10 protein-coding genes are annotated in these 12,849 nt (G+C 64.7%); 3 read left to right on the forward strand and 7 right to left on the reverse strand.

The annotated features are described in order from the left end of the window. Positions 1–14: 14 nt before the first annotated feature. The gene (locus AC5RTE_RS15945) at positions 15–740 is read right to left on the reverse strand and encodes a TetR/AcrR family transcriptional regulator (protein WP_494042351.1); all 726 of its coding nucleotides are present in this window, start codon (positions 738–740) and stop codon (positions 15–17) included. 162 nt (positions 741–902) lie between these two features. Here AC5RTE_RS15945 and ptsP point away from each other — a divergent pair, with 162 nt between their 5' ends. After that, a complete protein-coding gene (ptsP, locus tag AC5RTE_RS15950) occupies positions 903–2,588 on the forward strand; it encodes a phosphoenolpyruvate--protein phosphotransferase (protein WP_494042352.1) in 1,686 nt (561 codons plus the stop codon). Positions 2,589–2,637: 49 nt separating this feature from the next. Here ptsP and AC5RTE_RS15955 read toward each other — a convergent pair whose 3' ends face one another. Continuing rightward, positions 2,638–3,420 carry an alpha/beta fold hydrolase gene (locus tag AC5RTE_RS15955; RefSeq protein ID WP_494042353.1) on the reverse strand — a complete coding sequence of 261 codons (783 nt, stop codon included), beginning with the start codon at positions 3,418–3,420 and terminating at the stop codon, positions 2,638–2,640. A 66-nt stretch (positions 3,421–3,486) separates the two neighbouring features. Here AC5RTE_RS15955 and AC5RTE_RS15960 point away from each other — a divergent pair, with 66 nt between their 5' ends. Further along, the gene (locus AC5RTE_RS15960; RefSeq protein WP_494042354.1) at positions 3,487–3,897 is read left to right on the forward strand and encodes a helix-turn-helix domain-containing protein; all 411 of its coding nucleotides are present in this window, start codon (positions 3,487–3,489) and stop codon (positions 3,895–3,897) included. 6 nt (positions 3,898–3,903) lie between these two features. Here the strand turns inward: AC5RTE_RS15960 and AC5RTE_RS15965 are convergent, their stop codons facing one another. Further along, positions 3,904–5,121: a PucR family transcriptional regulator gene (locus AC5RTE_RS15965; protein WP_494042355.1), complete on the reverse strand. Its 1,218-nt coding sequence runs from the start codon at positions 5,119–5,121 to the stop codon at positions 3,904–3,906. A 233-nt stretch (positions 5,122–5,354) separates the two neighbouring features. On the opposite strand from AC5RTE_RS15965, the gene ald reads away from it, so the two are divergent. Beyond that, positions 5,355–6,473 carry an alanine dehydrogenase gene (gene ald / locus AC5RTE_RS15970; RefSeq protein ID WP_494042402.1) on the forward strand — a complete coding sequence of 373 codons (1,119 nt, stop codon included), beginning with the start codon at positions 5,355–5,357 and terminating at the stop codon, positions 6,471–6,473. Between the two features lie 49 nt (positions 6,474–6,522). Here ald and AC5RTE_RS15975 read toward each other — a convergent pair whose 3' ends face one another. The 4 genes from AC5RTE_RS15975 to AC5RTE_RS15990 all read right to left on the reverse strand — a co-directional run bounded on the left by AC5RTE_RS15975 (position 6,523) and on the right by AC5RTE_RS15990 (position 12,848). Continuing rightward, positions 6,523–7,593, reverse strand: a complete 1,071-nt coding sequence (locus AC5RTE_RS15975) for a Gfo/Idh/MocA family protein (RefSeq protein WP_494042356.1) — start codon at positions 7,591–7,593, stop codon at positions 6,523–6,525. Between the two features lie 251 nt (positions 7,594–7,844). Next, entirely contained in the window at positions 7,845–9,572 is a 1,728-nt protein-coding gene (locus tag AC5RTE_RS15980) for an ABC transporter family substrate-binding protein (protein WP_494042357.1), read from the reverse strand. A gap of 52 nt (positions 9,573–9,624) precedes the next feature. Further along, a complete protein-coding gene (locus tag AC5RTE_RS15985; protein WP_494042358.1) occupies positions 9,625–11,862 on the reverse strand; it encodes an ABC transporter ATP-binding protein in 2,238 nt (745 codons plus the stop codon). Beyond that, complete coding sequence (locus tag AC5RTE_RS15990; protein ID WP_494042359.1) at positions 11,859–12,848, reverse strand: ABC transporter permease; 990 nt, start codon at positions 12,846–12,848, stop codon at positions 11,859–11,861. Before AC5RTE_RS15990 ends, AC5RTE_RS15985 begins: the two co-directional genes overlap by 4 nt. Between the last annotated feature and the right edge of the window lies 1 nt (position 12,849).

The following is a 12,849-nucleotide window of genomic DNA, read 5'->3' on the forward strand; positions in this document are numbered from 1 at the left end:
CTGGGTGGCGCTTCTCAGCCGGCAGGGCCGGTGGAGATGCGGTGCAGCCATTCCAGGAAGAGCTTGAGTTCCGAGCTGGAGAGCTGGTCCGAGTGCGAGGCCTGAAGTGCGGCATTCAGGGCAATCGCTGCCACCACCACCGAGGATTTCCCGGTATCGCCCGGAGCCGCGCCGGAGGGCTCGGCGGACACCGCAAAAATCATGGCGTCCCGGGTCATGGTGGACAGTTCGAGGTTCCGGTCAGCGGCGGGTTCCGCAATCAGCATCAGCGTCACGCCCACGTTGGCCGCCAGGATGGACCTGGCCGCTTCCCGGGGCTGGACGTTCAGCTGGCCCGCCACCGCTGCCTTGTTCAGCATCTCCTCCATCAGCGCCTCGGCATCGGCAACGATGACGGGGCGGCTCTCCGGTCGGATGTTGCCGAACATCACCAGGTACAGCTCCGGCTGGTTCAGCCCGAACTGGACATGGTTGTCCCACATTCTCCGGATGTCCTCGAGCGGATGTCCGGAGGGGGCGAAATCCCTTTCGCCTGCAACATACTCTTCAAACCCTGCGGCGACGACGGCGTCGAACAGACCTTCCTTGTCACCGAAGTGGTGGTACAGCGTGGGAGCGCTTACCCCTGCCAGCTGGGTGATCTGGCGAGTGGAGACCGGGGCTCCCGCAGAGTTTGCCAGCAATTCCGCCGCGGCACGGAGCAGCCGCATTTTGGGGGGAAGCTGGCCATCCAAACTCATAACCGCTACCCTAGCACCTATAGCATTGCTATATGAACTGAATCACATACAATTTTTTCAGGCACGTTTACCGCTTCCGGACGTAGCAGTCCTCCGGCGGAACGGCATGGCGCCGGACGTATCGGCGGGGCCTGGCAAACCGGCAGAGAATGAGGACCTTCAGTGCAGAACTTCCCAGGAGTAGGCGTCAGTCCAGGCCGCGTTATCGGCACCGTACGGCAGATGCCTAAGCCCATCAGCGAACCTCCGGCCGGTGAGCAACTGGCGCCGGATACCACTGCGGAGGAAGCCACAGCAGCCCTGAAGGCGGCGTCCCAGGCCGTGCACGACGAACTCAAGGCACGGGCCGCCCACGCCACCGGTGACGGCAAGGCCGTCCTTGAAGCCACGGCGTTGATGGCCAAGGACACGATGCTCATCAAAGGTGCCGCCAAGCTCATCGCCCGGGGCGTCTCCGGCGAGCGTGCCATCTGGGAGTCCGGTTCCTCCGTCTCGGAAATGCTGCTCAACCTCGGCGGCTACATGGCCGAGCGTGCCACCGACGTCCTGGACGTCCGCGCCCGCATCGTCGCCGAACTTCGCGGTGTTCCTGCCCCCGGCATCCCTGCGTCCGGCACCCCCTTTGTCCTGGTCGCGGAGGACCTGGCACCGGCCGACACCGCCACCCTGGACCCCAACAAGGTCCTGGCCCTCGTCACCTCGGGCGGCGGCCCCCAGTCCCACACCGCCATCATCGCCCGCTCCCTGGGCCTTCCGGCCGTCGTTGCCGCCGTCGGCGTCGATGAACTTCCGGACGGCACCGAAGTGTACGTGGACGGCGCCGCCGGCAGCATCACCACCGAGCCCGATGAGTCCCTGCGGGCATCAGCGGAGGCGTGGGCGGCAACGGCCTCCCTGCTGGCCGAGTTCAGCGGAACGGGCGCGACGGCGGACGGCCACCTGGTGCCGCTGCTCGCGAACGTGGGCGGCGGCAAGGATGCCCAGGCCGCGGCAAAACTCGGCGCCCAGGGTGTAGGCCTCTTCCGCACGGAGTTCTGCTTCCTGGAGCGGGACACCGAACCCTCCGTGGAAGAGCAGGCCGCTGCCTACAAGAGTGTTTTCGACGCCTTCCCGGGCAACAAGGTGGTCCTGCGCACGCTCGACGCCGGCGCCGACAAACCGCTCCCCTTCCTGACCGACTCCACTGAGCCCAATCCAGCCTTGGGCGTACGGGGTTACCGCACAGACTTCACCACGCCCGGCGTCCTGGACCGGCAGTTGGAAGCCATCGCACTGGCCGAACAGCAGTCCGACGCGGATGTGTGGGTCATGGCCCCCATGATTTCGACGGCGGAAGAAGCTGCCCGCTTTGCCTCGATGTGCGTCTCCGCCGGCATCAAGACCCCGGGCGTGATGGTTGAGGTTCCCTCGGCAGCCCTGACGGCCGAAGCAATCCTTCGCGAAGTCGGCTTCGCCAGCCTGGGCACCAACGACCTCACCCAGTACGCCATGGCCGCGGACCGCCAGCTCGGACCGCTCGCGAACCTCAACAACCCGTGGCAGCCGGCTGTCCTGCGGCTGGTGGGGCTGACTGTGGAGGGATCACGTGCCGAGGGCAACAACAAACCTGTAGGCGTGTGCGGCGAGGCAGCCGCGGACCCGGCCCTCGCCGTCGTCCTCACCGGCCTGGGCGTGAGCACCCTGTCCATGACGGCCCGGTCCATTGCCGCCGTCGCCGCGGTGCTCAAGACCGTCACCCTGGAGGAAGCGCAGCAGCTGGCCAAGCTTGCACTGTCCGCCCCCAGCGCCACCGAGGCGCGGGCGTGGGTGCGCGAAAAGCTGCCGGTCCTGGAGGAACTGGGCCTCTGACGCCTGCCCCCCGCGCGCCTGCTCCTGCGGCGGCCGCGGGGGTTTTCCGTCAAGCCGTTACGCCGAACCCGTCCACCGCCCGGACCCAACCGCTGATGGCCTGGGCCGCGGTTTCCGGTGCCGTGTGCTGGAAGACGTGGCCCTGGCCGAGGATTTCGGCCATCGTTCCCTGGGGTGCAACCTCTGCCAGGTGTGCGCACCAGGGCCGGCGGGCTATGGGGTCCTTGGTGCCGCGGAGCACCAACACCGGTTGGGTCACCCCGGCCACCCGTTCCTCCATTGGGTACGCCATCATCACCGCCAGCTCCGTGAGGTACCAGCGAAGGCCGGCCCGAAGGTAGTCGCCAAATACAATGGCGTTGGAGGTCAGGGACTCCCTGAACATCGCGTCGCGGGTCAGCGCCATTGCCTGCCGGGCAACCGACTTCCTGCTGGTTTCCACCACCGGACCCATCAGCACAATGCCGGCCACGCGCTCAGGTTCCTGCCGCGCCAGTTGCACTGCGAACTGCGTGCCCATGGAATGCCCCACCGGCACGTACGTGTGAACTCCAGCTTCCGCCAGGACGGCGCTCACGAACGCCGCGTACTCCTCAACCTGGAGCTGGCGACCTGGGTTCGAGGACTTTCCGAAGCCGGGAAGATCAAAGGAGTAGACGTCGGCTTCCTCTGCCAGCTCCTGATGCAGCCGGGCGAGGTAGCGGTGTGAGACGCCGATGCCGTGCAGCAACACGAAGGTTGGCCGCGCTCCATTCCCCGCCTCATGGACGGAGGAGTAAAGCCTTCCCTGCAAACCGCCGGATTCAACGTCCCGGCCACCAGATAATGCCATCCAGCGAGCATACAGCCGGAGCGCCCGGCCCACCGGGAGGCCGGAGCGCACCGGTAGGCTGGGTCCATGGCACTGATTGCTCCGAGAATGGCCGGCGCCCTTCCGCCGGAGGAGGCTGTGAAGCTCCAGCAGGCTTTGGCAGGCAGCGACGACATCACCGTTTTCGTGGACGGCACTGTCCACCGCCTGCCGCCCCTGGCGAGGGACGCCGTCGTCGACCTCCTGCAGCGGTTCAGCCGGGGTGAAGCGGTGACCGTGAGCAGCGTAGAGGAAATGTTGACCACCTCCAAGGCTGCAGAACTGGCGGGAATCTCGCACACCTATCTCCGCAACATGACGGACCGCGGAGAGATCCCCGTGGAGTACCGCGGCAGTCACCGGCGGATTCCTCTGGCGGCCATCATGGCGTGGCTGGAGGGGCAGAAGAAGGACAGGCAGAAAAAGGCCGCTGCGGAACAGGCAGCCGGCAACGGCTGATTCCAGCTAGATCCGGGGCCGGAGAACCCAGCGGCGCATCTTTAGGGCTGCGTGCAGTTCCAGTCGTGGCAGTCCCTTCAGCGGATCCACGCCCAGCAGTTGCCGGATCCGGCCCAGCCGGTTGTAGATGCTGCTGCGGTGCAGGTGGAGTTTTTCGGCCACGTCCTGGACGGAGCCGTCGTTGTCGTACAGCAGTTCCAGGACCGGAATCAGCTCGCCGTTGCGGTCGTGGTCCTCGAGCAGGCGGAAGTACACGGAACCGGAGTCAGCCCAAGCACTTGCCCCTCCCCCGGCAGACGCCAGCAACTGATAAACGCCGGTAGACCTGCAGTCCACCAGTTCCCCAAGCTGCGGATCCACGGCAGCGGCCTGGGCAGCCACTATTGATTGCCGGTAGGCCTCGGCAAGTTCCCGCGGCCTCGCAAACCCTTCGCTGAGCCCCAGGATGACGCGGTGCACGGGCCGGCCGGAGCGCTTGGCCAGCTCCAGCTGGTAGTGCACCAGGACCTGCGCATGGTTGGCCCGGCCCAACGACTCACGGAACAGCACCACCGAGTGGGTTTCCGTTCCGGCGCTGAAGAGGGCTGCATCCACGCCGATGGTGGCCTGCAGCGCAGCTGAACGGTGAATCAGGGTCGAGGCGATGGGGTCTGGTCCGCCCGCCCATCCGTCGGCGTCGAGTACTGTGACCATCTGCCACGGTCCGCGGCCCTGGACCTCCTTCCACCCTGCCACTGCCGCCACCGCGTTCGCTTCCCCGGCACACGCAGCCAGGAACTCACGCTCACGGCCCCGCCGGAACTCGGACTCGGCTGTGTTCGAGTCAAGCAGCAGCCCTGACAGGGTTTCCAGCTCGTGGGCGACTGCAGGCAGCTGGGTGAGGATCGCCGTCGGATTTTCCTCCGCCGAGTCCTGCTGCACCCAGAGGTAGCCCACGCGGAACCCCCGGACCATCAGAGGAACGCAAACGCGGCCCAGCATGCCCAAGTGCGGGTTCGCGGGAACCACCACCGGCCGCACTGCCGTGGCAATGCCGTGGGACAGCTGCCAGGCGCTGACGTCCGCCGGCACCTTCTTGCTGAGCAGGAAGTTCACGCGCACGCGGTCGGCATGGGACTGGTTGGAGCTGTAAGCCAGCAGTACGCCGTCGAGGTCCTCCAGGGACAGGCCGCGGCCCAGCTTCTGCGCCACTTGTTCAACCAGTTGCTCCACGCCCTGCTGCATGCGCCAACATTACTGCTTTTGGGGCGCGGTGACTGAACGGACAAGAGGCGACACTTGACGCTTCGCAGTTGGACAAATGTCGAGCGCAGCAAGCAAGATTCCGCAGAATGGCAGGGTTTTTCTGCCAGCCCTCGGAGAAAACTATGTCGGTTGGCTCACAAAGCGGACTTATCGTGGAAGCACAGAATCCTTCCGCACTTTCCGGCCTACCGGCCGAGAACCTGGAGCCCACGATGATCATCGGTGTCCCCAAAGAAATCAAGAACAACGAATTCCGGGTGGCCATCACTGCTGCCGGTGTCCACGAGTTCCGCACCCACGGCCACACGGTGCTGGTGGAGCGCGGGGCAGGACTCGGCTCGGGCATCACCGACGAGGAGTACGCCATTGCCGGCGCCGAAATCGTCAACGACGCCAATGACGTCTGGGCCCGCGCGGACATGGTTATGAAGGTCAAAGAACCGATCAAGGCCGAATACTCCCGCTTCCGCAAGGGCCTGATCCTCTTCACCTACCTCCACCTCGCCGCCGAGCCCGAGCTCACCCGCGAACTCATCAACTCGGGCGTCACCGCCATCGCCTACGAAACCGTTCAGGAAGGCCGCACCCTTCCGTTGCTGGCCCCGATGTCCGAGGTAGCCGGCCGGCTCTCAGTGCAAGTGGGTGCCGCTTCCCTTATGGCCCCCGCCGGTGGCAAAGGCGTGCTGCTCGGCGGAGTCCCGGGCGTCCGGCCCGCCAAGGTGGTTGTCCTGGGTGCCGGAGTTGCGGGAACCAACGCCGCCGCCATGGGGCTGGGCCTCGGCGCCGACGTCACCATCCTCGACATCAACATCAACCGCCTGCGCGAACTGGACGCCCAGTACCAGGGGCGGCTGAAGACCGTTGCGTCCAACAAGTACGAAATTGAAAAGTCCGTAGTGGACGCGGACCTGGTGATCGGCTCCGTCCTGATCCCGGGCGCCAAGGCCCCCAAGCTGGTAACCAACGACCTCGTTGCCCGCATGAAGCCCGGCTCGGTTCTCGTGGACATCGCCGTGGACCAGGGCGGCTGCTTCGAGGACACCCGCCCCACCACGCACCAGGAGCCCACCTATAAGGTCCACAACACGATCTTCTACTGCGTGGCCAACATGCCTGGCGCTGTGCCCAACACATCCACCTACGCACTGACCAACGTGACCCTGCGCTACGCCGTCTCGCTGGCCAACCTCGGCGTCAAGGCCGCGTTCGACCGCGACCCCGCCCTCGCAGCCGGCCTGAACATCGCCGCCGGCCACGTCGCCCACCACTCCGTCTCCGAGGCACACGACCTGCCGCTCGTAGCGGATTGGCACGAACTGGTCTCGGCGTAAGTTCAAGTTCCGCTGTGCGGAATGGCACACATCCTCTGCGTGCTGGTGGTTAGCTTCGGGCCGCAGACAGTTCCCTTGCTTGTTCTATTAACTTGAGGACCTCTACTGGTCCTGCTGGGTCGACTGGCAGGGGCAGGGGCGACTTTGCTCCTCCGTCCAGGATTTTGTCCGCCAGCAGCCGGTAGAACTCCGGGTAGGCGCCGCGTTCGGTGGGCAGGGCATCCAGGTGGCCGTCACGGCCCAGGAGGCCCGCCCACTCGGGCGCTTCCTCGCCGTACTCTGCGTCGAGGGGACTGCCGCCCGCGGCGATGTAAGGTTCCTGCGGGTCCACCCCGTTCTTGGTGAAGGCACCTACAGAGCCGAGGACGCGGAACCTGGGTCCCTGCTGGGCACAGAGCATGTTCATGGTGAGGTGGCTCAGAACCCCCGAGTGGTGCCGCAGCACCAGGAACACGTCGTCGTCGGCCCGTTCATCCGCGCGCCGGGCTTTCAGCTCGGCATGGACCACAGTGGCGGGGCCGAACAGCAGGAGCGCCTGATCAATCAGGTGGCTGCCGAGATCGAACAGGACTCCCCCGCCATCCGCAGCGGTTGCGTGGGCCTTCCAGGTCTTGGTTATGGCGGGGGACCAGCGCTCGAACCGCGATTCGAAGCGGCTCACCTTTCCAAGTGCCTGCACTGCCAGAAGTTTTTGGAGCGTCAGGAAGTCTCCGTCCCACCGCCGGTTTTGGAACACCGTCAGCGCCCGGCCCAGTTCCTGGGCGAGGGCAATAAGCTCCTGCCCTTCGCCGCTGGTTACCGTGAAGGGTTTGTCCACCACCACGTCCAGCCCGGCCTCAAGTGCCGCCTTCGCCAGCGGGTAATGCGTAGCCGGCGGGGTGCCAAGCACCACCAGGTCAAGGTCAGCCGCGCGCGCGAGGACAGCGGCGCCGTCGTGCACTGTCCTCACGCCGGGGTAGCGGGCCGTGGCTGCCTTCTGCCGGTCCGGGTTGGACGTGGCGATGACATCCAGCGAGTAGCTGCGGTCCGCCGCGATCAAGGGCGCATGGAAGACGCTTCCGGACAGGCCGTAGCCGACGACGGCGGTGCGAATGGTGCGTGGAGCGGCGGAGTCAGTCATAGGGCTACGGTACCCCCGCGCACCGTCGGCAGGACCTCGCGCGTCAAAGGTGAGAGAGCGCCGCAGGGAAACTTGCGTTAAGTGGGAGAGCGTGGGAGGAAAAGCCGCGTTAAGTGGGAGAGCGCCGCAGGAAAACCCGCGTTAAGTGGGAGAGCGTATGAGAAACGGCGAAGGCCGGCATCCCTGATGTTTCAGGAGGTGCCGGCCTTGCCGTACTGCCTATAGTGGATTTGTCTTCCAGCCGCGGGTTGTTACTTCTTTTCCCAGCCGAGGGTGGTCCAGTCCGGAACCTGGGACAGGCTCTGGAAAAGGGACGGGCCGTAGTTGGCCAGGCCGGTGCGGACGAACGAGATCTGCGGGCCATTGAATACCACGCCCATGGAGTAGTACTTCTCCATGTGCTCCTTTTCAACTTCCATGGCAGCCTTGTTCCGCTCGGTGTTGTCCTCGATGGAGGCGAGGTCGGCGATCTTCTTGTCCAGCTCGGCGTCACCAAGGCCGTTCTCGTTGACCGCTGAATCGTAGTACTGCTTGACTGCGGACGTGGCGTCCGCGCCGACGGTGTAGCCAGAGATGCTCAAGTCGAACTCACGCGAGCCAAGGACCTTGCCGAAGTCGGCCGACGCGCGCTGGTCGATGCCGACATCCATGCCGCCGGCCTGGAGCTGCTTCTGCAGGGTCTGGGCAACCGCCAGGGTGGTCGGGTCGTCACCGAAGTTGCTGATCTTGAAGGCAGCCGGCTTGCCGTCCTTTTCCATAATGCCGTTGGCGTTCGCCGTGTAACCGGCGTCCGTCAGTACCTTCTTGGCAGCGTCCGGACCGGTTTCCTTGACGGGGTAGTTGTCCTGGTAGTACTCGGAGAAGGGCAACAGCATCATGGACCCTGAGCTGGGCTCCTCCCAATTCAGGCCGTTGAACCGCACCTTGCGGAGGGCCTCACGATCGACGGCGGCGAAAATTGCCTTGCGGACAGCTACGTCGGTGATGCGCTGGGCGTTCAGGTTCAGGCCGCCCGCAAACAGGCGCTGGCCACGGCGGACCTCAGAGTCCTTGGTGCCTTCCAACTGCTTGTACAGGGACACCGTGTTGGCGGACACGCCGTCGATCTCGCCGTTCTTGAAAGCGGCGATCTGCGCGCTGGTTTCCAGCTGGCGGAAGACGACGGTTTCCAGGACCGGCTTGTTGCCCCACCACTTTTCGTTGGGCACCAGGCTTACCGTCTTGGCTGCTGTGTCGTACTGGTCCACCTTGAACGGGCCGGCCATCCACTCCGAGTGCATTTCACCGTTGAAGCCCTCATTGAAGATTTGGGGGCTGTTCACGGCGGGGTGGATCAGGCCAAAGAACAGGTCCTCCAGCGGATACACCGGCTGGCTGGTCTTGACGATGACTTCCTTGTCGCTGCTTCCTGCCTCGACAGATTCCACAAATTCGTACGAGCCAGACGTGACGATGTCGTAACCGGCATCCGGGCTCTTCAGGATGTTCCAGGTGTTCTGGAAAGCCTTGACATCGATGGGGGTGCCGTCGTTGTAGGTGGCCTTTTCGTTGACCTTGATGGTGATGGTCTGTTTGCCATCCTTGACTTCGTTCTTAACCTCCTCGCAGAAGTCCTTGTTGGGCGTTGCCTTGCCTTCGAAGTTCACCTTCCAGCAGCCACCGATGCCGCCGCCAGAGACGCCAACAGGATTGATGGGGGCCATCAGCGCGGAGGTGTCCGCGCTGTTGCCGTTGTTGGAGAAGCCATTGAAGTCCGGGCCGATGTTGCCCAGCGGAAGGGTGACCTTGCCGCCCTGTTCAAGATCTGCAGCGGGCTTTTCGTTGATGCTGATGAGCTTGGACAGGTCGCTGCCTGCCTCCTGGCCCTTTGCCGTTTCCGGCCCGGTAGCCCCGCCGCCACCGCCGCCGCCGCCGCAGGCAGTCAGCGCCAGCGCAGCGGCGATAGCCGCCGCCCCGCCGATCTTGTTCAGATTCCTCATGGTGTTCCCCTTCATTGATGCGAGTGTGATGCTGGTGATGGGTCGAAAAAACTTAGGGTGCATGGTGGTCCGCCGAGTCATGGACTACCAGCATGTCCTCGTCCAGTTCCCCGTCCGGGAAGAAGCAGGCGAAGCGCTGATCAAGATCCGGCAGCGGATGCGCGGACAGGGCCTGGGCCGCTGCTGAGTGAACCACGGGTTCCAGCGAAGGCTCCAGGGTGAGGCACTTTTCCTGCTTGGCCGGCGGCAGGGCCGCGAACACGGGGCACCGGGTGGCGAAGTTGCAGCCTTTGGGAGCATCCAGCGGTGAGGGCAGGTCGCCCCGCAGGATGATGCGCTCCCGCGTCCGCTCCACCTGCGGGTCCGGCACCGGGATAGCCGAGAGCAGGGCACGGGTGTAGGGGTGGCGGGGGTTATCGAACACGCGGTCCACTTCCCCGATCTCCACGATCTTGCCCAGGTACATCACCGCCACACGGTTGGAGATATGCCGGACCACGGAGAGGTCGTGCGCCACCATCAGGTAGCTAAGGCCCAGCTCAGCACGGAGCTTGTCCAGGAGGTTGATGACCCCTGCCTGAACGGAAACGTCAAGGGCGGAGACGGGTTCGTCCAAAACCACGAGTCTCGGGTTTACGGCAAGGGCGCGGGCAATGCCCACGCGCTGGCGCTGTCCGCCCGAAAACTGGTTGGGGAAGCGGTTGACGTGGTCCGGCTGCAGGCCCACCAGCTGCATGAGTTCCATAATGCGCTTCTTGATGGCCTGCTTGTCCATGCCGGCGTTCTGCAGCGGCTCAGCGAGCACCTCATACACCGTGAACCGCGGATCCAGTGCACCGGTGGGGTCCTGGAAGACCATCTGGAGTTCGCGGCGCATTGCCGTTTTGGCCCTGGCATCGGCTGCTTTCTTGTTGCTGATGCCGCCGATCACCACCTCGCCGTCCTGGTCCTTGTGGAACTCCATGATTTCCAGCAGGGTGGTGGTTTTTCCGGAACCGGACTCTCCCACGATCGAAAAGCACTCACCCTCGCGGATGTCGAAGCTGACCCCGTCCACGGCCTTGACGGTGCCGATCCTGCGCTTGAGCAGTGCGCCTCTAGTCAACGGGAAGTGTTTGCGCACGTCCTTGAGCTCCAGGACAGCTGTGCGCTCCCCGCGGGGAATGGCATCAAAGCGGGACACCGGCACCGGCGGAGCGGAAAAGACGTCGCGGACGTCCACGTCACCGCCCAGGGCCCCGGATTTGATGCAGGCGGCGCGGTGAAGGGCGCTTCCCGGTACTTGTGCCAGCGCAGGTTCGCCGTCCAGGCAGGCCTCGGAGGCCAGCGGGCAGCGGGGCGCAAACGAACAGCCGGTGGGCGTGTGGATCAGGTTGGGCGGCATGCCCTCGATGGGAACCAGCGATGACTTCTCCGCAACGTCAACGCGCGGCACGGCGCCGAGCAGGCCCATGGTGTAGGGCATCCGCGGATTGTAGTAGATGTCATCCACCGCCCCTGTCTCCACAGGCTTGCCGGCGTACATCACCATGATGTCGTCTGCCATGCCGGCCACCACGCCCAGGTCGTGGGTGATCATGACGACGGCGGCACCGGTCTCCTCCTGCGCGGTATGCAGCACCTCCAGCACCTGGGCCTGGATGGTAACGTCCAGTGCCGTCGTCGGCTCGTCAGCGATGAGTACCCGCGGGTTGTTGGCGATCGCGATGGCGATCATGACGCGCTGGCGCATGCCGCCGGAGAATTCATGCGGGAAGGCCTTCAGCCTGTCCTTGGGGCTGGGGATGCCGACCATGGCCAAAAGCTCGACGGCGCGGGCTTCTTTTGCCTGCTTGCTCATGGCGGGGTTGTGGATGGAGAGTGCTTCCACGATTTGGGTACCCACGGTATAGACCGGTGTCAGGGATGACAGAGGATCCTGGAAGACCATGGCCAGTTCGTTGCCGCGGTACGCGCACATGGCTTTGTCGCTAAGGCCCAGCAATTCCTTGCCCTTGAGCCGGACGGATCCGGAGATATCGGCCGTGGCGGGAAGGAGGCCCATGATGGCCAGTGACGTGACGGACTTGCCCGAGCCGGATTCACCCACAATGCCCAGTGTCTTCCCGGGCAGGAGGTCGAAGTCGACTCCCCGGACGGCGTGGACTACGCCGTTCTCGGTGTTGAAGCGGACGTTCAGGTCCCGCACGGACAGGATTGCGTCCGTGGGGGCGTGCAGGCCTTGGACGTGCAGCCGCTCCGCTGTTGGCTGGGGCTGCCCGGCGGGCCCGGCGGCAATTTCGCTGCTCATGAGGACTTCCCCTTGACTCGGGTTTTCAGGGCACGCTGTCTTTTGGCGCTTCCACTGGAGCTGGAGCTGGGGTCGAAGGCGTCACGCAGGCCGTCATTCATCATGGCGAGCGACCCCGTGAGCAGGAACATCACGGTCAACGGCACCCAGAACATCCAGGGGAAGGTCTGCACCTGCGAGGTGGCGCCGCCAATGAGGACACCCAGGCTGACGTCCGGAACCTTGATGCCGATGCCGATGAAGGAGAACGCGACTTCCGCAAGGATGGCCCCGGTAACGCCGCGGGTGATGTCCAGGACCAGCAGGGACCCGATGTTGGGCACCAGGTGCCGCCAGACGATCCGGCGCGGCGGAACGCCCATGTACTGGGCGGCCTTGACGTAGTCCCGCTGCATGAGGGACATAGACAGCGACCGGATCAGCCTGGCCGTGCCCATCCAGCTGAAGACCAGCAGCACGATGATCAGCAACAGCCATGAGGGCAGGTCCCGCTTCAAGCCCTCACCTCCGCCGCTGGTGGCCACCGCCACCACCAGCAGCGCCGGCATCATGATGAGCGCTTCAAGGATGAAGAGCATCACCTTGTCCACCTTGCCGCCGAAGTAAGCCATGGTGCAGCCGTAGACCGCGGCAATGAGGACGGAGACCAGACCCACGATCAGGCCGATCAGGATGGAGATCCTGGTGCCTTCCACTGTCATGGCGTAAAGGTCGATGCCCGCCTGGGACGTTCCCAGGTAGTGCTCGGCGGAGGGAGGCATGCCGATGTTGAACGGGTCGATGGTTTCCTTGTCCCACTGGGTTAAGAAGCCACCGACGAAGGAGAAGACGGTGAGGGCCAGGAAGATGGCCAGGCCCGCGACGGCTGTCCTATTGCGCATGAAGCGGCGGAAAATAATGGTGTTCTTGCCGATGATGGCGTCGGCGTTTTCCAGGTGCGCGTCCTGCGCAACGGCCGCCGGATCGACGGCATTGAGGTTGGTCATG

The sequence above is a fragment of the Arthrobacter sp. K41 genome (genome assembly GCF_059089645.1).

Coding starts and splice junctions, on each gene's coding strand:
- AC5RTE_RS15945 (WP_494042351.1), bottom strand. CDS start 740: ATGAGTTTGGATGGCCAGCTTCCCCCCAAAATGCGGCTGCTCCGTGCC.
- AC5RTE_RS15955 (WP_494042353.1), bottom strand. CDS start 3,420: ATGGCATTATCTGGTGGCCGGGACGTTGAATCCGGCGGTTTGCAGGGA.
- AC5RTE_RS15960 (WP_494042354.1), top strand. CDS start 3,487: ATGGCACTGATTGCTCCGAGAATGGCCGGCGCCCTTCCGCCGGAGGAG.
- AC5RTE_RS15965 (WP_494042355.1), bottom strand. CDS start 5,121: ATGCAGCAGGGCGTGGAGCAACTGGTTGAACAAGTGGCGCAGAAGCTG.
- ald (WP_494042402.1), top strand. CDS start 5,355: ATGATCATCGGTGTCCCCAAAGAAATCAAGAACAACGAATTCCGGGTG.
- AC5RTE_RS15975 (WP_494042356.1), bottom strand. CDS start 7,593: ATGACTGACTCCGCCGCTCCACGCACCATTCGCACCGCCGTCGTCGGC.
- AC5RTE_RS15980 (WP_494042357.1), bottom strand. CDS start 9,572: ATGAGGAATCTGAACAAGATCGGCGGGGCGGCGGCTATCGCCGCTGCG.
- AC5RTE_RS15985 (WP_494042358.1), bottom strand. CDS start 11,862: ATGAGCAGCGAAATTGCCGCCGGGCCCGCCGGGCAGCCCCAGCCAACA.
- AC5RTE_RS15990 (WP_494042359.1), bottom strand. CDS start 12,848: ATGACCAACCTCAATGCCGTCGATCCGGCGGCCGTTGCGCAGGACGCG.